Source organism: Annamia dubia NIES-4383, assembly GCF_055394725.1.
On record NZ_AP025630.1, the window covers coordinates 2329844 to 2349582 of the forward strand.

A 19739-nucleotide genomic window follows, 5' to 3' on the forward strand; every position below is an offset into this window, starting at 1 on the left:
CTAATAACAAATAACTGTTAATTAATGTACCTCATCAGTTGGCAAAATGGGATTATTTTAATCTAAAAATAATTTATAAGCAGGGTTATTACTTTCATCCCAATAATGATAACCTAAATTATCTAAAAATTCTTGCCATTGACTCATTTCTGAGGGAGGCACTTGGATTCCTACAGCTATCCTTCCATAATCAGCACCATTATTACGGTAATGAAATACACTTATATTCCAATCGGGACTCATTGAACTCACAAATTGCATTAATGCTCCCGGCCTTTCTGGAAACTCAAAACGATAAAATAATTCGTGATGGGCTAGGTGCGATCGCCCCCCTACCATGTGTCTTAAATGGAGTTTGGTTAATTCGTCATCCGTTAGATCAATTGTCTTAAAACCTTCTTTTTCCCATGTTTGGGCTAGTTGGATCGCATCGTTTTTATTTTGAATCTGCACACCGATAAAAATATGAGCCTCTTTTTCCTCTGCTATGCGATAGCTAAATTCTGTTAGATTTCTTCGCCCTAAAAGCTCACAAAACTCTCTTAAACTGCCCGGCCTTTCGGGAATTGTGACGGCAAAGATCGCTTCCCGTCTTTCCCCTAACTCCGCCCTTTCCGCTACAAAACGGAGGCGATCGAAATTCATATTGGCCCCACAAGCCACCGCCACAAGGGTTTTTCCTTCGATTTTTTCCCTTTCTACATAGGCCTTTGCCCCTGCGATCGCCAATGCCCCGGCCGGCTCTAAAATTGAGCGGGTATCCTCAAACACATCTTTGATCGCCGCACAAGTGTCATCGGTGCTAACTAAGATGATTTCATCCACATATTGTTGACAGAGGCGGAATGTTTCTTCTCCTACTTCTTTAACGGCTACACCATCGGCAAATAAGCCCACTTGAGAGAGTTTTACCCGATGGCCAGCCTCTAAAGACTGTTTCATCGCATCAGCATCCACTGGTTCAACTCCAATAATCTTAATTTCAGGATATAACCTCTTAATATAGGCGGAAATTCCGGCGATTAAACCGCCACCACCGATCGCCACGAAAATAGCATCGATCGGTTGTTGATATTGGCGTAAAATTTCCATGCCAATAGTGCCTTGCCCTGCGATAACGTAGGGATCATCGAAGGGATGGATAAAAGTTAAGCCCTTTTCTTTTTCGAGTTGACGGGCGTAGGCACAAGCATCATCGTAGGTGTCGCCATGTAACACCACGTTGCCCCCTCTGGCTTTAACCGCATCAATTTTAACTTGGGGGGTGGTAACGGGCATCACAATGATGGCTTGAGTGCCTAAGCGACTAGCTCCTAAAGCCACTCCCTGTGCGTGATTACCCGCCGAGGCCGCAATTACTCCTTTTTTTAATAATTCTGGACTTAATTGTGCCATTTTATTGTAAGCTCCCCTCAGTTTAAAAGAGAAAACTGATTGCATATCCTCTCTTTTTAAGAGTATTTTATTGTTTAATCTTTTTGAGAGATTAGGAGCTATTTCTAAGGGAGTTTCCACCGCCACATCATAGACTCGCGCGGTTAAAATTTGAACAAGGTAATCACACATCATAGAAATTAATTTTTAATCGTAGATCTATTAATATTATTAAAGTTTATCAAAGTTTAGGTCTTTAGTTCCAAAAAATTAGTTTTTATCTTGTAAAATTTTGACTAAATTATTAAAAGGTTGCCAATTATTGTTATTAGCGATTTCCTCCCAAATTTCTTCAATTAATGGTTTTAATAAGGCGGTTTTTGGGTTATAATAAAGTAATCTTTCTTGGATAATTTCTAAGTCAGATAAAGCATAATTATTAAGAATTTTACTATATAAGTTTTGCCATTTTTGCCAAATTTCCCCTAGTTGATTTAATTCGTTAATAAAATAGGCATTTTCTAAAATTGTTGATGCTTCTTCTCGCCAAATTGTTTGAAAACCTTGGGCTAATTCTGCAAAAAAGTGATGATAAATAATTTGACTTTCTTTTAATATTTGAATGGTTAATTTTAAAATTTCTTCAGATTCAAAAAATGATAATTCTTTAAAACCTAACCTTGCTAACATTAATTCTTTATAATTTTGCTGATAAATTTGATCAAATTTTACTAATATATTTTCTAATTTCCTTGAGGATACTATCATTTTTAAAGGGACTTGTAACATTTCTAAATTTAAACGACAAATAAAAGGTTGATTCCCATAACTATAACGCCCTCCATAATCAAAATAGGCGGCCGTAAATTGATGATTATAATTTAAAATAAAAGCATAAGGCCCATAGTCAAAACTTTCCCCAGTTATTGACATATTATCTGTATTTAATACACCATGACAAAAACCCGCACTCATCCACTGGGCGGCCAATTTTGCTACTCGATTAACTAAACTTTCATAAAACATTAAATATCGTTCTTCTTGATGTTCAATTTTAGCATTTGTTACCTCTGGATAGTAGTAATTAATAACATGATCTAATAATTTTTTAATCAGATCAGATCGTTGTATATAATGTAATCTTTCAAAAGTGCCAAAACGCAGATGAGAAAGACTAAATCTAATCATCACAGATGAACGAGTCGGAGAGGGTTCATCCCCACGCCATAAGGCTTCACCCGTTTCAATTAAACTTAAACAACGAGATGTTTTTACACCTAAAGAATGTAGGGCTTCGGCGGCTAAAACTTCCCTTACTCCTCCCTTTAATGTTAGTCTGCCGTCAGCATTTCGGGAGTAAGGAGTGCGGCCTGATCCTTTTGTGCCAAAATCATATAAATTATGATCAATTCCCCTAATTTGTCCATAAAGAAAACCTCTACCATCCCCTAAATAGGGGTTATATTCGCCAAATTGATAACCGTGATATTTTAGGGCTAAAAAGGGGCGTTGACTGTAAAAATAACCGAAGGCTTCAACAAAATGATCTTCCCTAACTTCTTCTTTTTTTAATCCAATTTTAGCTAATAATTGATCATTACGAAATCTTAAAATATGTTCAGGAAATTCGGCGGCCGCTACAATATCAAAATAATCATCTCCTAAGTTTTCTAAGGCTGTTTCATAATTAAGATTTAAAAAAGGATTGTCAAATTGTTGATTCATGGTTTTATAATAAGAGATTAATTAATTTTAGTTAAATTGATCATTCAAGAGGTTAATTTTTATGGCAGATTCAATTATGTATCAAGAAGATGGCTTTGTAATTTTAGAAACGAATCAACCGGAAACTTTTGTTAGTTATGATGAATTATTAAATAAATTACAAAAAATAATAAACGATCATCCTGATATTTTACCACGACAGTTAAACAAATTTGAAACTTTAGAAAAAAAAGCTCAATATTTATTAGATAATTATTGTGAATTGGAATTTGAAGATGGTAATTATCTTCAATGGTATGTGATTCGTTTGGAAAAATAATTAATTATTAATTATTGTAGGGAAATAGCAACCCTATATCCCTACAAAATCATCCTATTTTAATGAAGTAATGGCCTTATTTTTGATTACTAATTAATGCTAAATTAACTCGATTTTCTGCTGGACTTTCAATCGTTACTTCAATATTAGGCCCAAAAAAACGAGTAATTTTATCCTGTTTTTCTTGCCATTTTTCTAAGGCAATTAAAGGAGAATAAAACTCTAACATTAAAGCATATTTTTCCTCAATTACTAACTCTTTTAAACCATCTAAAATCGGTCTTTCTTCATCCGTTGGGCTTAAACCTAATTTTTGTAAAGACTCATCTAAATGCGCATCTTGCCCATAGCGATAACGAGTGACATCTTGACGAATTTGATTTTGAATTAAGGTGGCTTGACTTTCTCTTAATTTTAAAATTTCTGCACTGGCTTCCTTTAAGGGAACGGGAGGTAATTCGGCCGCTTTTAATGCTAATCCTCCCAAAAATAACGGAATACCATAGAAAAAACCGGCTAAATTAACGGTGGCGTTACCTGTAGCGTAGGCAATAATGCCGATCACCGTCAAAATGCCCCCCACGACTAAGCCTAACATACTTAAACGAATTTTCGCAAAAATTTTAGTTAAAAATGACATAGTTTAAATGATTGATCCTTGTTGAATTAATGTATAATTAAATATTGTAGCTTTTCTTGTCAAAAATAGCTGAACAAAATTAAAAAATTTTAATTTTGAGTTGACTAAAATCTAAATAAAATTAAAGTTTTTTTGCCAAAATTTGTTGTGAAAAAATTAAACAAAAAATGTTATTTCGTCAAGCACAAATTAATTTAAAACCTCGTCCTCGAGGTTATCATTTGATTACCTCAGAAATTGAGGCAAATTTACAAGATTTAAAACATTTTAAAGTCGGGATGGCTCAACTTTTTCTCCAACATACTTCTGCTTCTTTAACTATTAATGAAAATGCGGATCCAGATGTGCGTGGAGATTTTGAAAGATGGTCTAATCAAGCAATTCCTGATGGTGCTAATTATTTTGTTCATACGATCGAAGGAAATGACGATATGGCCGCACATATCAAATCTTCTTTAATGGGTTGTCAAGTTTTAATTCCGGTGAAAAATGGCCGTTTTGCTTTAGGAACTTGGCAAGGAATTTATTTAGGAGAACATCGCAATTATGGAGGTTCTCGTCAAATTTTAGCCACTATTTGGGGGCAAACAATTGACAGTTGACCATTGGTAATTGACAATTATTTAATAACTAAATTATTTTAAATTATTTATTTTAAATTTCTAATTATGATCAGTTCTATTCCCAATCTTCCTCAATCTTTAGATGAGGCAATTAATCAAGCTAAAATTGCAACTCAACAGGCTTTAAATGATGGTTTAAATAGATTACAAGTTGAATTAGTTTTTCCTGAAATTGCTTTAAAAGCACAGATGATCGCTAAACAATTTGCTGATTTTTTTGCCGACTATGGTATGGGTTTAAAAGTGATTTTTACTGATACGGGGGCGGCCGCCTTAGCACGGCGTGACTGGGGGGAAACCTCTTTTAAAGTGGTTGATCTCGGCAGTCGTTTAATTTCTGTGGAAACTAAAGTGAGTGATGATGATCAACTATTTTTATTGGTTTGCCCTTCCTCGGTGGAAGTGGAAAAAGTGGAAAAATTATGTAATATCGTTGGTGATCGCCCTGTGATCCTACTTACACCTCAACTAGAAGATGTGGCAGTGGTAGGAATCGGTTATGCCGCTCGTCAATTAAGAGAGCGTTTTCTGAGTATTTTAGAATCATCTTATTATATTCGTCCCTTAGAGGGAGCAATGTTATATCGCTATTATCCCTCACCTTGGTTGGTATTAAGAGAAAAAGATGATGATTATGAGTTGATAGCTCAAGAAAACAATAAACCAGTGGGAGAATATTTAGATCAATTATTAAATCCAATTGAAGAAAATAGTTTAAATGAACAGCAAAATCCTCAGAAAAAAGCCGGATTTTTTGATCAAATAACTAGCTTAATTAAAGCCTTAAATCAATAAATCGAATAAAAAAATAAAGCAAGAGGTTAAAACCTCTCGCTTTATTTTTTGAGTGCGGATGAAAGGACTCGAACCTTCACGCCGTAAGACACAAGAACCTAAATCTAGCGCGTCTACCAATTCCGCCACATCCGCTTACAAATTACTAATATATCACAGACTTTTCAAAATGTCAAAATTTATTTTTAATCTCTGCTGAGGAGAGGGGCAAGGGGTGAGGTAGACAGGAGGCTATTTTCCAATATTGTCTTTTAAGTGATAAAATCAAAAAAGTAATTAAACCCTATTTTGATTAATCTCAAATCATCTATGATGAAAAGAATGTATAAAAGAAAATCCTTTAATTCATCTCAAATTATGTATCGTTCTGATGAATTAATGGCGGCGGCTTCTAATCGTTATAAAATTACTGTGCAAGTGGCTAATCGTGCTAAACGTAGGCGTTATGAGGAGTTTGAAAATCTCGAAGATCCTTTAATGAAACCCGTTATTCGTGCCATTATTGAAATGTCTGATGAATTAACTCAACCCGAAATTATTGGGGATTAATTTTTAATCATTGGTCATTATTCCTCTGTCATTAGTCATTAGTTATGAGTCATTTTGATCCCTAATTTTTATGCAAAGTAAAAATAACATTATTTCTTTTTTTTCTATTAGTTTAATCACCTTAATTTTAACTTTAGGAATTGCTTATTTTAATTCTTTTAATCCCACTGCGATCGCCCAATCTTTAACCCCTGAAAATGTAGCAATTCAAGCTTATCAACAGTTAGATAATTTTCCATTAGAAAATCAATATATTAGTCAACAAACTGGCCAAATAGCCCCCGAAAATACTTTAATTACCCGTTTAATTCGTTATCATCAATATATTAAACGCCGTCCAGTGCAATATCGTTTTGATTGGAAATTAACTCTGGCTGATTATTTAGATAGTAATGAACCAATGTTATTAGATCAATACCCAGGGAGAACTCTTTTTACGGTCAATCCTTTTGAGGAAGATCGCCGAATAATTCAATCTTTAACCCGTCAACAAAGGAATCAATTAATAAATATTTTAGTTAATATTTATAACCCTCAAAATGCTAATCTTAACCAGAATAATTCATCAGACCATAACCAACAAAATAATCCGATTTTACCTAATTTACCACCATCGGGAGCGGCCGATTTATTGAGATTTTAACATTTAATTATCAATTATTAATTATTGAATGAGTCGTATTCTTAAAAAAGGGCAAGGATGGCGCATCGGCTGGGATCCAGACGCTTCTTATTATAAAGGTTTAGTGGGTAGTGATCAATGGGCGATCGAATTAACTGAAGCAGAATTTAAAGATTTTTGTCGCCTTTTGCCACAATTAACAGACACTATGAAAATGATGAAAGAAGAATTAATGGAAGAAGAAAGGATCGCCTGTGAATTGGAAAGCGAATTAGTTTGGCTAGAAGTGGAAGGTTTGGCCGAACATTATTCTTTGCGTTTAATTTTACATCAAGATAGACGCTGTGAGGGCAATTGGACGGAAAATAGTGTCAAAGAATTGGCACAGGCGACTAATTATTTTCGTTATCTTTAAAAATTTTTGCCCTCACCCCTTGATTTTTTTCTAAAGATAAGTTATTATGATTAAGCACTGAACAAACGGGGCGTAGCGCAGCTTGGTAGCGCACTACTTTGGGGTAGTAGGGGTCGTGGGTTCAAATCCCGCCGCTCCGATTATGGTAAATTTAACTATTAAACCTTAATCGGTAATTTAACTTAAATAAAATTATAATTATTTTATCTAATTATTAAGAGTTTAAGTTGAATAATAAATCAAAATTGCTTTATTAATCTTTAGTAGAGACGCATTATAATGTGTCTCTACTGTGTTTTTAAAAATGTGTTTTTAAAAACTAATTTTTAGGATGATTTGAGTTTAAAAATGATTAATAATCGCCTGTGCAAACTCAGAACATTTGAGAGGGGGATCAACGGGAGGCTCCATTAAACGGGCTAAGTCGTAGGTAACTTCTTGATTGGCGATCGCCTCTCCAAGACCTTTTTTAATCAGATCGGCCGCTTCTTGCCACCCCATAAACTCTAACATCATCACACCGGATAAAATGACCGAGCCGGGGTTAATTCTGTCAAGGCCGGCGTGTTTGGGGGCTGTGCCGTGAGTAGCCTCAAAAATGGCGCAATCATCACCAATATTAGCACCTGGCCCCATCCCTAAGCCACCAACGATCGCCGCCGCCGCATCGGATAAATAATCACCGTTTAAGTTCATGGTAGCTAAAATTGAGTATTCATCTGGGCGAGTTTGAATTTGTTGAAAAATACTATCGGCAATGCGATCGTTAACCATGATTTTATTCTTCCATTTTCCATCGCCATGAGTTGCCCAAATACTATTTAAAACTTCCTCCACTTCTTGACAGATTTTACCTTGTTTTTCGGGGGTTAAATTATCATAACCGGGATCAATTTGACGGGCATTTTCTTCGGTTGAAATGTTAGGATTTTTCTCTTTATTACTTAAAATCCATGATTCACGCTCGGTGACACATTCATTACGAAATTCCGTTGTAGCTAACTCGTAACCCCAGTCACGAAAAGCACCTTCAGTATATTTCATAATATTACCCTTATGAACTAAAGTTACTTGTTGCTTATCTTGAGGTAACTGTAAAGCATTTAAAATTGCACGGCGAACTAAACGCTGAGAACCAGTTTTACTAATAGGTTTAATTCCAATTCCCGCATCTAAAGGAATTTGTTTTTTCCCATGTTCAGCAGTGGCCGGAATTAACTCATTATTAAGTAAATCAATTAATTTTTTACCAATTTCGTTATCCTTAGCCCATTCAATTCCTAAATAAATATCCTCAGTATTTTCTCGGTATACAATAATATCTAATTTTTCAGGAGTTTTGTGAGGAGAGGGCGTACCCGCATAATAACGACAGGGGCGCACACAAGCATATAAATTAAAAATTTGACGCAAAGCCACGTTTAAAGAGCGAATACCACCGCCCACAGGAGTGGTTAAAGGCCCTTTGATCGCCACACCATACTCCTTAATAGCCGTGAGGGTATCTTGGGGTAAATATTGATAAGTGCCATATTTTTCACAGGCTTCATCCCCTGCATAGACTTTAAACCAATGAATTTGACGCTTTCCATCATAAGCCTTTTCTACGGCGGCATTGATCACTTTTTCCGTTGCCGGCCAAATATCAATACCCGTGCCATCACCCCGAATAAAAGGAATAATGGGATCATTCGGCACATTAGGTTTCCCATTACTAAAAGTAATTTTAGAGCCAGTGGTAGGGGGAGTAATTTTTTCGTACATAAATAAAATTAAAGTAGAACTAAAAAAATATTAACTTGATTATCATATAACATTTATCAGTTGACAATTAGTTAATTATGTTTAAAAATGCCAAAATAGGCAAAAATAAAAAATAAACTTCTTGCACAAGTCAGGATAAACAGAAAAGTTAACAGGCAAAAGTAACAACAATTGATTAAAAAAATTAAAGAATAGATTTTCTTTAATTTTTTGATTAATTTTACAACCGTTCTAATTTTTCGTTGCTTTCAATTCTCTATTTTTGAATAGAGGTCATTGTCAAAAAATTAAACAGAAAAATCTGTATTTTAATTTACGAAAAAATCATTAATATTTAATATTAAATAATTGATCGCCCCAGTAGATTAAATTTTGTCATAATCCTGACCAAATTGGTATTATATAAAAAACTAAATTGTGATTTTCAATTAATGAAATTATTTTAAAATATGGTTATTTCTCTGGCTAGTCCTCATTTAATTAATCTTTCTCAAATTCGCTCAGAAATTCGTGATTTATACCCTAAATTAGTAGAATGGCGTAGAACTTTACATCAACGGCCAGAACTGGCTTTTAATGAACATTTTACCGCTTCCTTTGTCTCTGGACTGCTGACCCATTGGGGTATTCCCCATCAAACTAAGATCGCTCAAACTGGCATTGTAGCTATCATTGATAGCGGTAAACCCGGCCCTGTTTTAGGCATTAGGGCTGATCTGGATGCTTTACCCATTCAAGAGGAAAATGAGGTTTCCTACCGTTCCATTTATGAGGGTAAAATGCACGGATGTGGCCACGATGGCCACACAGCGATCGCACTGGGAACAGCTTATTATTTATGGCAACATCGGGATCAATTTCAAGGGCAGATCAAAATTATTTTTCAACCGGCCGAAGAAGGGCCGGGGGGGGCTAAACCCATGATCGAAGAAGGGGTTTTAAAAAATCCCGATCTGGATGGAATTATTGGTTTACATCTGTGGAATAACTTACCATTAGGCACGATCGGGGTAAGAAGTGGGGCTTTAATGGCGGCCGTGGAGCTATTTGAATGCACAATTTTTGGCAAAGGCGGCCATGGTGCAATGCCCGATCAAACAGTAGACGCAGTGGTTGTGAGTAGTCAGATCGTCAACGCCTTGCAAACCATTGTTTCCCGCAATGTTAACCCCCTTGACTCCGCCGTTGTCACTGTGGGATCCCTTCATGCAGGAACAACTCACAATGTAATCGCCGATACTGCGAAAATGCAGGGTACAGTTAGATATTTTAATCCCCAATTAGATCGGGTAATTGATCACAGAATTAGGGAGATTATCGGCGGAATTTGTCAAGCACACGGGGCAACCTTTGAGTTAAATTATCAACAACTTTATCCCCCAGTTATTAACAATGAAAAAATGACAGACTTGGTGCGATCTGTAGCCATCAATGTGTTAGAAACTCCGGCCGGAGTTGTGCCTCAATGTCAAACAATGGGAGGAGAAGATATGTCTTTCTTTTTACAAAAAATACCCGGTTGTTATTTTTTTGTGGGATCTGCCAATAGTCAAAAAGGCTTAGATTTTCCTCACCATCATCCCCGTTTTAATTTTGATGAAACGGCTTTAGGTATTGGTGTAGAAATGTTTGTGCGTTGTGCCGAAAAATTTTGTCACTATTAATCAATATATTCTCAATCAATAACTAAAAAAATGTACGGAAATAATAATTATATTTCCGTACAATATGAGTGTTATCTTTTAAAAAATTAAAGTTTATGGTGCAACACTACCAACTAATTGTTTTTGTTCGGCAGGGCTAACCGTAACTTTTCCTTCCTCATTCACATCAACGATCGCAGTGTCACCCTCTTTAACACGGCCTGAGAGAATTTCCTCGGCTAACACATCCTCTAATAACCTCATAATCGCACGGCGTAAAGGACGCGCCCCATAGGCAGGATTATAACCTTCTTCAATCAGACGCTCTTTAAATTTATCGGTGACAGCCAGATCAATTTCTTTCTCTGTCAAGCGTTTAAACACATCTTTGAGCATGATTTCCGCAATTTCCTTCACTTCTTCTTTATTCAATTGACGGAAGACAATAATCTCATCAAGACGGTTTAAAAATTCAGGGCGGAAGTAGTTTTTCAATTCTTCATTAACTAAAGAACGGATCCGGTTGTATTGAGACTCGGCTTGATCATCCGCAAACTCAAAGCCTAAGCCACCGCCACCTTTTTCAATCACTTTTGAACCAATGTTAGAGGTCATAATTAAGAGCGTATTCTTAAAGTCTACCGTACGTCCCTTCGCATCGGTTAACCGTCCATCTTCTAAAATTTGTAACAACATATTGAAGATGTCAGGGTGTGCCTTTTCAATTTCATCGAATAACACAACGGTATAGGGGCGGCGGCGTACGGCTTCCGTTAACTGGCCACCTTCGTTATAACCCACATAGCCCGGCGGTGATCCGATTAATTTAGAAACGGTGTGACGTTCCATATATTCGGACATATCAAGGCGGATCATGGCATCCTCTGAGCCGAAGAAGTAAGAAGCGAGGGCTTTTGTTAATTCGGTTTTACCCACCCCTGTAGGCCCGGAAAAGATGAAACTAGCGATCGGGCGGTTGGGATTTTTCAAGCCCACTCTGGCACGGCGGATCGCACGGGAAACGGCTTTAACCGCTTCTTCTTGACCAATTAAGCGTTGATGGAGGGTATCTTCCATCTGTAGCAGTTTTTCAGACTCGGACTCGGTAAGTTTATTTAAGGGTACACCCGTCCAAGATGCTACAATGTGAGCGATCTCCTCAGAGTCAACTACAGCATCACCGTTGTTACCTTCCCCTGTTTTTGAGGCGGCCAACTCCCGGATCTGTTGCTTAATTTCCATTTCTCGATCGCGCAGTTCTCCCGCTTTATCAAATTCTTGGGCGCGCACCGCATCATCCTTATCTTTTAAGACTTGACGCAATTCCTTATCTAATTCCTTAGCGGCCGGAGGTAACTGGGAATTAATTAAACGGACACGGGATCCGGCTTCATCAATTAAGTCAATAGCCTTGTCGGGTAAAAAGCGATCGCTGATATAGCGATCGGATAATTTAGCGGCCGCCACTAAAGCCTCATCTAAAATTTTCAGTTTGTGGTGCTGTTCATAGCGTTCCCGTAAACCATAGAGAATTTCAATGGTTTCCTCAACGGAAGGCTCACCCACCATCACGGGCTGAAAACGTCTTTCTAAGGCCGCATCCCGCTCAATATGCTTACGGTATTCGTCTAGGGTAGTAGCTCCAATACATTGTAATTCACCCCTTGCCAAAGCAGGTTTGAGAATATTGGCCGCATCGATCGCGCCTTCGGCCGCACCTGCACCGATCAGAGTGTGAACTTCATCAATAACTAAAATTACGTTTCCAGCTTGACGAATTTCGTCCATAATCTTTTTGAGACGTTCCTCAAATTCCCCTCGGTATTTCGTTCCGGCTACCAGTAAACCAATATCAAGGGTTACAACCTTCTTATCTTCTAGGATGTCTGGAATGTCCTTATTAGCAATGCGTTGAGCCAAGCCCTCAGCGATCGCTGTTTTACCTACCCCCGGCTCACCAATTAACACAGGGTTATTTTTGGTACGACGGCCAAGAATTTGGATCACCCGCTCGATCTCTTTTTGACGACCTACAACGGGATCAAGTTTACCATCAACCGCTAACTGAGTTAAATTAGAGCCAAACTCATCGAGGGTAGGAGTTTTATTACTACGAGAGCCACCGCCACCGGCCGCCACTTCCGCAGTTTCTCCTAACATTCTGATCACTTGGGTGCGAACTTTAGCCAGATCAACGCCTAAATTTTCGAGAACTCTGGCGGCCACCCCTTCACCCTCACGAATTAAACCTAAGAGTAAATGCTCAGTGCCGATATAATTATGACCGAGTTGACGGGCTTCCTCTAAAGATAACTCTAAAACTCTTTTAGCTCTAGGGGTGAAAGGAATTTCTACCGCCACAAAACCAGAGCCACGACCGATAATTTTTTCAACTTCGATCCGAGCATCTTTAAGGTTAACTCCCATAGATTTTAAAACCTTGGCGGCCACACCAGTGCCTTCACCAATTAAACCGAGGAGGATCTGTTCCGTGCCAACAAAGTTATGACCCAAGCGACGAGCTTCTTCTTGAGCCAACATAATGACTTTAATGGCCTTTTCTGTAAAGCGTTCAAACATAATTTTTTTTTATAAATTGCTACTATTCCCTTGTATTTACAAATTTTAACACAGTCAAAATGCTTTAGCTGTTGTTTTTGGTACGGAAATTACTCAAACAGTGAGCAATCAACAGTAAACAATGGTTAAATTGTTTTTAAGGTTAAAAATAATTGTAATAGACTTCTTGCACAAATCAGAAAAAGGGATAAATCTAAAAGGAATAAACAAAAATTAAAGTCTTATTTAAGAATAATCAAGAACGAAAAAACTAAAAAAATTAGTAAAAAAATAAACATAATGATATAATTCAGGTAACTACATTATGTTAGAGGAATAAAAGTTATGGCTAAAATAAGTGATATGCAAGGAGCGGTAAACACTGGCAAACAAATAGGAAAAATAGTTTCTAGTTTGCTTGATGTGTTAACAAATGTTTCTGATGATTTTATTAACAATGTAGAAAAAGAGAATAAAACTCCGTCAAATAAAAAGTAAATTTTGATGATTGATCGTAAGATTAATCATTAAAAATATAAAATTCTGAGAAAAAAGCAAACTTATTTATAATGATGAGATGAGTTTGCTTTGATTTATTTATGATAAAAATAGACAACTATGGCTACACACAGACATTCATCTAATCCGGCTAATCCTGCTAAAATAATTCATGAATTTGGTAATCTTCAAGATCATCTTCATAATCATGTTATTCGTCATAATTTAAACCAAATTGTTAAACATATTCGAGATCCGAAAATTGTTTCTATTTGTCAAGAAATTGCTGATTTTATGGAAATTAAAATCATAGAAACTTTTAAAAATGAAGATATGAGATGGTTTAAAGATGGGCTTAAAAATTTGACGAATCATTTAAAACAAGCTAATCAAAAATATGCAGAAATTGTACAAATTTTGCCTAATTATGATTCTCAATGGACTGAAGGTTTATATCGAGCAACTGAAAAACAATTGATTTATTTGTCTCAACTAATTGTTAGATTAGATCGTGAACCTAGTGTTTATGATAAAGAAGGAAATGAGATACTTCCGGGTAGTTTAGTGGTTTATCCTTGTGAGGATCAAGAAGGGAGAAAATATGATCATTATGGAGTTGTTATGCACAGTGCAAAAGGTTTAGTAGTAAGACATTTTTTTTCAGGCCCAACGGTAAAAGGTAGAAATCAATTAGTAGAAAAAGGGATCGGTTATGTTCATAGTGTAACTTATACTTCAGAATGGATTTTTAAAGAGCATCCCCCTGAAAATGTTACTTATCAAGAAATACAAGAAAGAATAGAAACTTCAAATCAAATTCTTAATCAAATTTGGAATAAATTTAGTTATAATTGTGAACATTGGGCTAGAAAAATGGTAACAGGTGTAGCGACATCTACTCAAGCTAGAGAGTGGGTAAGACAACAACAAAAATCTTAAATTTGTAGGGTGAACAATGAAAATAATTGATCAATAATATTTATGATTTAATTCATTGGCACACCCTACAATGTTGATGTTAAACAAAGAGAGAATATAAAACTAAATACCTAAGCGTTGATAAATGTCATCTAAATTTTTAAGATGATCTTGAGGATCAAAACAATGTTCAATTTCTTGATAGGTTAAATATTTAGTAACTTCTGGATCTTCGCTCACAAACTTATGAAAATCGCCGTTTTCTTTATTCCAAGCTTTGTGAGCGTTACTTTGCACAAGGCGGTAAGCATCCTCACGGGAAACACCTTTTTCGACTAAAGCTAATAATACTTTTTGACTGAAGATCACTCCTCCGTAAACATTCATATTACGCTTCATATTTTCGGGGTAAACTAACAGATGTTTTACTAAATCTGTCATTTCCCTTAACATAAAATGGGTTAAAATACAAGCATCTGGGAAGGCTACCCGCTCAACGGAACTATGGGAAATATCCCTTTCATGCCATAAAGCCACATTTTCTAAGGCGGCCACGGCATGACCTCTTAATAGTCTGGCCATCCCTGTTAAACGCTCAGAACGAATCGGATTACGTTTGTGAGGCATAGCGGAGGATCCTTTTTGCCCTTTAGAGAAGTATTCTTCCACTTCTAACACATCGGTGCGTTGTAAATTGCGAATTTCCACCGCAAAACGCTCTAAAGATGCTCCTAATAAAGCCAATTGTTGTAAATATTCAGCATGACGATCGCGCGAAATAACCTGAGTTGAAGCGGTATCTGGCTCAAGCCCTAACTTTTGACAGGCGATCGCCTCAATGCGTGGATCTACGTTGGCATAAGTACCCACCGCACCGGAAATTTTACCCACAGCAATACTTTTAGCTAAATGTACCAAGCGATCGCGCCCCCGTAACACTTCGGCTAACCATCCGGCCAACTTAAAGCCAAAAGTGATCGGTTCTGCATGGATACCATGAGAACGCCCCACCATCACGGTATAACGGTGTTGTTGAGCCTGATAACGGATCGCTTGAATTAACTTTTCTAATTCCTCTAAAATTAAATTTAAACTAGCCACTAACTGGAGAGCTAAAGCAGTATCTAATACATCCGAACTGGTCAAACCCAAATGAATATAACGCCCTGCGTCACCCACATATTCATTAACATTGGTCAAAAAAGCGATCACATCATGACGAACTTCTGCCTCTATTTCTAATACCCGTTGGGGATCAAAATTGGCCTTGGCCTTAATTTCTTCTACCGCCTCTTTGGGAATGTAGCCTAACTCAGCTTGAGCCTCACATACAGCAATTTCCACTTGAAGCCATGTTTTAAGCTTATAATAATCAGTCCAAAGGTTGCCCATTTCAGGCAGAGTATAACGTTCTATCACGGTAATCGAGTAATTTTTAATAAAACAACTTGGTTATTTTATCATTAGGGAGTCAAAAATACAATCTTAACAGTAATAATTGATAGTTGATAGATGAGGAAACTATTAGTAAAACTACGGGACTTTCTATTGAAGAAATCCGAACTTTATCATTGAATAATTGACATTTATTAATGATTATTACTTAATAAAAAATCCCCAATTTTTAAGAGCTAAAATCGGGGATTTTTAATATTTAAGGGATTAATTCTAATTCATATTCCTGAAAATGGGCTTTAAATTTTTTATCAAATTTGACTAAAATTGGTAAATTAGCACTAACAGGTTTTTCAATAATATTAAGAATTTCCCCTTCAAAACCTTTAAGATCAAAAGATTCCTTTTTATGTTCTGGATGGTGATAAACGAAAACAGATTGTGATACCACTACACGATCGCCTATATTCATAATTTTGTCTAATAATTAATAGTGAAACAACTTTATTATTTTGACATATTCTTTCAACAATTAGCTAGATAGATTATTACTTATTTGATCCATGACTAATCAATAAATTTATAACCAATTAATTTATATACTAATTGGGCGGCCAAAAATTCAGAAACCACATTCCCTTCAATGGGCGCTAACTCCATCACGTCTGCACCGATCACTTCATGGGTTTTAAATAAAGTTTTTAAAAAACTTAACAAAGGATACCATTGTAAACCCCCCGGAACAGGTGTACCAACTCCGGGCATAATGGAGGGATCTAAGCCATCAAGATCAATGGTTAAAAAGACTTTTCTGGTTTTAATACTGGCGATCGCTTCTTGAAGCCAATAATTGTTACGATCGAGATCATAACCCCAAATGACCGGAATTTGATGTTTTTCGATTAAGTCTGCTTCCGGTTGAGATAACGCCCGAATAGCGATCGGCACGGTGGGAATACCCAGATCTAAAATACGGTGCATCACACAGGCATGATTATAAATCGAACCTTCATAATCATAACGCAGATCCGCATGGGCATCTATTTGTACAACGGTAAAAGGCTCATTTAAGTGATCTTGATAGGCTTTAATTATTCCCGTTGTAATACTATGTTCACCACCTAAACCAATCACAAATTTATCATCTTTGAGTAATTTAGAGACAGTTTGATAAGTCAGATCGATCATGGCCGAAGGGGAAAAATCTGGGTTTTCGATGGTATTAGCGATCGCCTGATGGGTAAAAATTGGAAAATTTAAACCAGTTTCAGATTTTAATTCATAATCATAATATTCAACTTGGCTAGAAGCATCTAAAATCCCAAAAGCCCCGTATTTAGTGCCTTTGCCGTAGGTAGTAGTAGCCTCAAAAGGGATGGGTAAAATTACAGTGGGAGAACTTTCATAATTTTGAGGTTGATCGTAGCCTAAAAATGGTTTTAGTTGAGTGTACATTTTTTTTATTAATAACGGTTGATAACCTCACACCCTGCCCCTCTCTTTACTAAGGAAAGAGGAGTTTTTTTGCTCATTATTCCCCCTCTCATTGATAAGGAGAGGGGGCTAGGGGGTGAGGTAACACAAAATTAAGAAGGTTGAACTAAATTTTCTAAACCTTGGGTAACTTTAGCACTGATAATTTTATCATCGGCCGTTAATTCTCCTAACACATCTTCACCATCTACTAGATAGCCAAAGACGGAATAACGACCATCTAAGACATTGTAACCGGGGGGAGTTAACTCTCGATCGAACTTAAAGAAGAAAAATTGAGAAGATCCGCCATTGGGATCATCCGCTGGACGGGCTAAAGCCACCGCACCATAAGCATTAAAAGGTAAAGCAGGTTGTTCTAAATATAAACCCGCATCCTCTAAAGTAATACCATAGATCGGCTCAGATTGACCTTTTACTAGAACTTCTAAAGGAATAGCCCGATATTGGTTAGTTTGGGGATCAATAAAACCATCGGCCTCACCTTCGGGATCTCCGGTTTGTAAAACATAAAAATCTTCGGCACGGGTAAAGGGTAAACCATCGTAAAATTTACGTTGTACGAGATCTACAAAATTTCCCGCATTAACGGGGGCGCTATAGCCATCAACGACTAAAGTTAAAAGACCTTTAGTGGTTTCGATCTCAATGGTAGCACGTCCCTTTAACTGAGCTAAATTAGCATATTCGGCCGGTACTTCAAAGGGAAAACCTGTCACCATTAATTCTTCAAGGGCGCTAACATGAGCTAAAATTTCCTTTCTAATGGTTAAAACTTGCCCTTTATCTTTAGTCGCCACTAAGTCAGGTAATAGATCAACCTCTTTTTTCATTTGATCAACTAAGGCAGTCGCTTGGGGCTGATCCTTTTCAGGTACAGCCTTAATTAAATCATCTCGATGGAAAGATAAATTAAAGGCGGCATTTTTCACATCTTTTGAGACAGCGCTCCAGCGTTTTGTGCGCACATCATAAGATATTTGTTCAATACTGCCCTGTATTTTTCTTACATCTTGGTTATCAATGGGTAGGGCATAACGTAAAATAGCTTGGGGATCCAAAATAGCATCACCTTGAGCTAAAACACTTTTACGGGGCTGTGCTTGGGCTGAAAAATAATCAGGACTAGAAAAACTAAAGGATAATACCAGCAGTAATAATAAAGTAATACTGGTTTTCAGAAAACGTTGAGACCAGTTCAAAAATTTGTTTTTAGTCATTTTGTCTATTAAAAATCTAGGTTTATCTCTATTGTTGATCACAACAGGCATCTTTTGACCACAAACCCTAAACTACTAACAATTTTTGAGATAACCCTTTCCTAATTGTTGATAAGTTGCTTAAAATAAGTGTAAAATTATGTAAACTTTCGTAAACCTTAAGCCACAATTGGCGTAGCAATGATTTCAGCAACATCCCTTTTTTACCCCGTTGAAGACGATCTGCGGATCCTCACCGAAAACTTAAAAAAATTAGTTGGGTCTCGTCATCCCATCCTCCAAGCGGCCGCCGAACATCTTTTTAGTGCTGGTGGAAAGCGGATCCGGCCGGCGATCGTGCTATTGGTGTCTAAAGCAACTTTATTAGAGCGAGAATTAACTTCTCGTCATCGCCGTTTGGCCGAAATTACGGAGATGATCCATACCGCCAGTTTAGTCCATGATGATGTGGTAGATGAAGCCGAATTACGCCGTCAAGTTCCCACGGTTAACAATCTTTATGATAATCGCATTGCTGTTTTAGCGGGGGATTTTTTATTCGCTCAGTCTTCATGGTATTTGGCCAATTTAGATAATTTAGAAGTGGTAAAATTGCTCTCAGAAGTAATTAGGGATTTTGCGGAAGGTGAAATTCAACAAGGTTTAAATCGTTTTGATACTTCAGTTACTTTAGATTCTTATTTAGAAAAAAGTTATTATAAAACTGCTTCTTTAATTGCTAATAGTGCCAAGGCGGCCTGTGTTTTAAGTGATGTTTCTGAAGTAATTGCCCAAAATCTTTATCATTATGGTCGTCATTTAGGTTTGGCTTTTCAAATAGTAGATGATATTTTAGATTTTACGGCTCAAACTGATGTTTTAGGCAAACCGGCCGGCTCTGATTTAATCAGTGGTAATATTACTGCTCCTGCTTTATTTGCAATGGAAAATTCTCCTTATTTAGAAACATTAATTGAGCGAGAATTTAATGAGGATGGAGATATAGAAGAAGCTTTAAATATTATTGAAAAAAGTGATAGTATTAAGCGTTCCCGTGAATTAGCTGATTATCATGCTAAATTAGCACTTAAATATTTAGATTGTTTAGTATCTTCACCTTCTAAAGATGTTTTAGTTGAATTAACTGATTATGTTTTAAGCAGACTCTATTAAATAATTGATAATTATTAATTGATAATTATTAAGT

At 36.6% G+C, this 19739-nt stretch carries 19 protein-coding genes and 2 tRNA genes; 11 read left to right on the forward strand and 10 right to left on the reverse strand.

What is annotated here, in order from left to right; genetic code table 11:
- Positions 1 to 57: 57 nt before the first annotated feature.
- Positions 58 to 1569 (reverse strand): threonine ammonia-lyase, biosynthetic, encoded by a 1512-nt coding sequence (ilvA, locus tag Anndu_RS10440; protein ID WP_464101141.1) that lies wholly within the window; start codon positions 1567 to 1569, stop codon positions 58 to 60.
- 75 nt (positions 1570 to 1644) lie between these two features.
- Positions 1645 to 3099 (reverse strand): protein adenylyltransferase SelO, encoded by a 1455-nt coding sequence (locus Anndu_RS10445; RefSeq protein WP_464101142.1) that lies wholly within the window; start codon positions 3097 to 3099, stop codon positions 1645 to 1647.
- Positions 3100 to 3160: 61 nt separating this feature from the next.
- Here Anndu_RS10445 and Anndu_RS10450 point away from each other — a divergent pair, with 61 nt between their 5' ends.
- Positions 3161 to 3418: a CRR7 family NDH-1 assembly protein gene (locus tag Anndu_RS10450; RefSeq protein ID WP_464101143.1), complete on the forward strand. Its 258-nt coding sequence runs from the start codon at positions 3161 to 3163 to the stop codon at positions 3416 to 3418.
- A gap of 76 nt (positions 3419 to 3494) precedes the next feature.
- Here the strand turns inward: Anndu_RS10450 and Anndu_RS10455 are convergent, their stop codons facing one another.
- Positions 3495 to 4040 carry a DUF2854 domain-containing protein gene (locus Anndu_RS10455; RefSeq protein WP_464104074.1) on the reverse strand — a complete coding sequence of 182 codons (546 nt, stop codon included), beginning with the start codon at positions 4038 to 4040 and terminating at the stop codon, positions 3495 to 3497.
- A 185-nt stretch (positions 4041 to 4225) separates the two neighbouring features.
- Here Anndu_RS10455 and Anndu_RS10460 point away from each other — a divergent pair, with 185 nt between their 5' ends.
- Both Anndu_RS10460 and Anndu_RS10465 read left to right on the forward strand, forming a co-directional pair.
- Entirely contained in the window at positions 4226 to 4660 is a 435-nt protein-coding gene (locus tag Anndu_RS10460) for a secondary thiamine-phosphate synthase enzyme YjbQ (RefSeq protein ID WP_464101144.1), read from the forward strand.
- Positions 4661 to 4726: 66 nt separating this feature from the next.
- Positions 4727 to 5476: a DUF1995 family protein gene (locus tag Anndu_RS10465; RefSeq protein WP_464101145.1), complete on the forward strand. Its 750-nt coding sequence runs from the start codon at positions 4727 to 4729 to the stop codon at positions 5474 to 5476.
- 53 nt (positions 5477 to 5529) lie between these two features.
- Here Anndu_RS10465 and Anndu_RS10470 read toward each other — a convergent pair.
- Positions 5530 to 5611, reverse strand: a tRNA-Leu gene (locus Anndu_RS10470).
- Between the two features lie 186 nt (positions 5612 to 5797).
- Between Anndu_RS10470 and Anndu_RS10475 the strand changes: the two genes are divergently transcribed.
- The 4 genes from Anndu_RS10475 (at position 5798) to Anndu_RS10490 (ending at position 7202) form a co-directional block, all read left to right on the forward strand.
- Positions 5798 to 6025 carry a DNA-directed RNA polymerase subunit omega gene (locus Anndu_RS10475; protein WP_464101146.1) on the forward strand — a complete coding sequence of 76 codons (228 nt, stop codon included), beginning with the start codon at positions 5798 to 5800 and terminating at the stop codon, positions 6023 to 6025.
- A gap of 70 nt (positions 6026 to 6095) precedes the next feature.
- On the forward strand, positions 6096 to 6668 hold the full coding sequence (locus tag Anndu_RS10480) for a hypothetical protein (RefSeq protein ID WP_464101147.1): 573 nt from the start codon (positions 6096 to 6098) through the stop codon (positions 6666 to 6668).
- Positions 6669 to 6696: 28 nt separating this feature from the next.
- A complete protein-coding gene (locus tag Anndu_RS10485) occupies positions 6697 to 7062 on the forward strand; it encodes a DUF1818 family protein (protein ID WP_464101148.1) in 366 nt (121 codons plus the stop codon).
- 66 nt (positions 7063 to 7128) lie between these two features.
- Positions 7129 to 7202: transfer RNA gene (locus Anndu_RS10490), tRNA-Pro, on the forward strand.
- A gap of 202 nt (positions 7203 to 7404) precedes the next feature.
- Here the strand turns inward: Anndu_RS10490 and Anndu_RS10495 are convergent.
- Positions 7405 to 8835 (reverse strand): NADP-dependent isocitrate dehydrogenase, encoded by a 1431-nt coding sequence (locus Anndu_RS10495; RefSeq protein WP_464104075.1) that lies wholly within the window; start codon positions 8833 to 8835, stop codon positions 7405 to 7407.
- 440 nt (positions 8836 to 9275) lie between these two features.
- Here Anndu_RS10495 and Anndu_RS10500 point away from each other — a divergent pair, with 440 nt between their 5' ends.
- Complete coding sequence (locus Anndu_RS10500; RefSeq protein ID WP_464101149.1) at positions 9276 to 10490, forward strand: M20 metallopeptidase family protein; 1215 nt, start codon at positions 9276 to 9278, stop codon at positions 10488 to 10490.
- Between the two features lie 93 nt (positions 10491 to 10583).
- Here the strand turns inward: Anndu_RS10500 and Anndu_RS10505 are convergent, their stop codons facing one another.
- Positions 10584 to 13049, reverse strand: coding sequence for an ATP-dependent Clp protease ATP-binding subunit (locus tag Anndu_RS10505; RefSeq protein WP_464101150.1), 2466 nt, complete (start codon positions 13047 to 13049; stop codon positions 10584 to 10586).
- A 324-nt stretch (positions 13050 to 13373) separates the two neighbouring features.
- Between Anndu_RS10505 and Anndu_RS10510 the strand changes: the two genes are divergently transcribed.
- Both Anndu_RS10510 and Anndu_RS10515 read left to right on the forward strand, forming a co-directional pair.
- Positions 13374 to 13526, forward strand: coding sequence for a hypothetical protein (locus Anndu_RS10510; RefSeq protein ID WP_464101151.1), 153 nt, complete (start codon positions 13374 to 13376; stop codon positions 13524 to 13526).
- A gap of 120 nt (positions 13527 to 13646) precedes the next feature.
- A complete protein-coding gene (locus Anndu_RS10515; protein ID WP_464101152.1) occupies positions 13647 to 14465 on the forward strand; it encodes a hypothetical protein in 819 nt (272 codons plus the stop codon).
- Positions 14466 to 14567: 102 nt separating this feature from the next.
- On the opposite strand, the gene purB is transcribed toward Anndu_RS10515, so the two are convergent.
- From purB to Anndu_RS10535, 4 genes are all read right to left on the reverse strand, one after another.
- Positions 14568 to 15863, reverse strand: a complete 1296-nt coding sequence (gene purB, locus Anndu_RS10520) for an adenylosuccinate lyase (RefSeq protein ID WP_464101153.1) — start codon at positions 15861 to 15863, stop codon at positions 14568 to 14570.
- Positions 15864 to 16098: 235 nt separating this feature from the next.
- Entirely contained in the window at positions 16099 to 16311 is a 213-nt protein-coding gene (locus tag Anndu_RS10525) for a ferredoxin-thioredoxin reductase variable chain (RefSeq protein WP_464101154.1), read from the reverse strand.
- Positions 16312 to 16406: 95 nt separating this feature from the next.
- On the reverse strand, positions 16407 to 17294 hold the full coding sequence (speB, locus tag Anndu_RS10530; protein WP_464101155.1) for an agmatinase: 888 nt from the start codon (positions 17292 to 17294) through the stop codon (positions 16407 to 16409).
- Between the two features lie 131 nt (positions 17295 to 17425).
- Complete coding sequence (locus Anndu_RS10535; RefSeq protein WP_464101156.1) at positions 17426 to 18553, reverse strand: peptidylprolyl isomerase; 1128 nt, start codon at positions 18551 to 18553, stop codon at positions 17426 to 17428.
- Between the two features lie 180 nt (positions 18554 to 18733).
- Here Anndu_RS10535 and sds point away from each other — a divergent pair, with 180 nt between their 5' ends.
- Complete coding sequence (sds, locus tag Anndu_RS10540; RefSeq protein WP_464101157.1) at positions 18734 to 19705, forward strand: solanesyl diphosphate synthase; 972 nt, start codon at positions 18734 to 18736, stop codon at positions 19703 to 19705.
- Positions 19706 to 19739 lie beyond the last annotated feature (34 nt).

What these genes read in the sequence shown, in the direction of transcription:
- ilvA (WP_464101141.1), bottom strand. Translation starts at nt 1,569, where the DNA reads ATGATGTGTGATTACCTTGTTCAAATTTTAACCGCGCGAGTCTATGAT.
- Anndu_RS10445 (WP_464101142.1), bottom strand. Translation starts at nt 3,099, where the DNA reads ATGAATCAACAATTTGACAATCCTTTTTTAAATCTTAATTATGAAACA.
- Anndu_RS10450 (WP_464101143.1), top strand. Translation starts at nt 3,161, where the DNA reads ATGGCAGATTCAATTATGTATCAAGAAGATGGCTTTGTAATTTTAGAA.
- Anndu_RS10460 (WP_464101144.1), top strand. Translation starts at nt 4,226, where the DNA reads ATGTTATTTCGTCAAGCACAAATTAATTTAAAACCTCGTCCTCGAGGT.
- Anndu_RS10465 (WP_464101145.1), top strand. Translation starts at nt 4,727, where the DNA reads ATGATCAGTTCTATTCCCAATCTTCCTCAATCTTTAGATGAGGCAATT.
- Anndu_RS10475 (WP_464101146.1), top strand. Translation starts at nt 5,798, where the DNA reads ATGTATAAAAGAAAATCCTTTAATTCATCTCAAATTATGTATCGTTCT.
- Anndu_RS10480 (WP_464101147.1), top strand. Translation starts at nt 6,096, where the DNA reads ATGCAAAGTAAAAATAACATTATTTCTTTTTTTTCTATTAGTTTAATC.
- Anndu_RS10485 (WP_464101148.1), top strand. Translation starts at nt 6,697, where the DNA reads ATGAGTCGTATTCTTAAAAAAGGGCAAGGATGGCGCATCGGCTGGGAT.
- Anndu_RS10500 (WP_464101149.1), top strand. Translation starts at nt 9,276, where the DNA reads ATGGTTATTTCTCTGGCTAGTCCTCATTTAATTAATCTTTCTCAAATT.
- Anndu_RS10505 (WP_464101150.1), bottom strand. Translation starts at nt 13,049, where the DNA reads ATGTTTGAACGCTTTACAGAAAAGGCCATTAAAGTCATTATGTTGGCT.
- Anndu_RS10510 (WP_464101151.1), top strand. Translation starts at nt 13,374, where the DNA reads ATGGCTAAAATAAGTGATATGCAAGGAGCGGTAAACACTGGCAAACAA.
- Anndu_RS10515 (WP_464101152.1), top strand. Translation starts at nt 13,647, where the DNA reads ATGGCTACACACAGACATTCATCTAATCCGGCTAATCCTGCTAAAATA.
- Anndu_RS10525 (WP_464101154.1), bottom strand. Translation starts at nt 16,311, where the DNA reads ATGAATATAGGCGATCGTGTAGTGGTATCACAATCTGTTTTCGTTTAT.
- speB (WP_464101155.1), bottom strand. Translation starts at nt 17,294, where the DNA reads ATGTACACTCAACTAAAACCATTTTTAGGCTACGATCAACCTCAAAAT.
- Anndu_RS10535 (WP_464101156.1), bottom strand. Translation starts at nt 18,553, where the DNA reads ATGACTAAAAACAAATTTTTGAACTGGTCTCAACGTTTTCTGAAAACC.
- sds (WP_464101157.1), top strand. Translation starts at nt 18,734, where the DNA reads ATGATTTCAGCAACATCCCTTTTTTACCCCGTTGAAGACGATCTGCGG.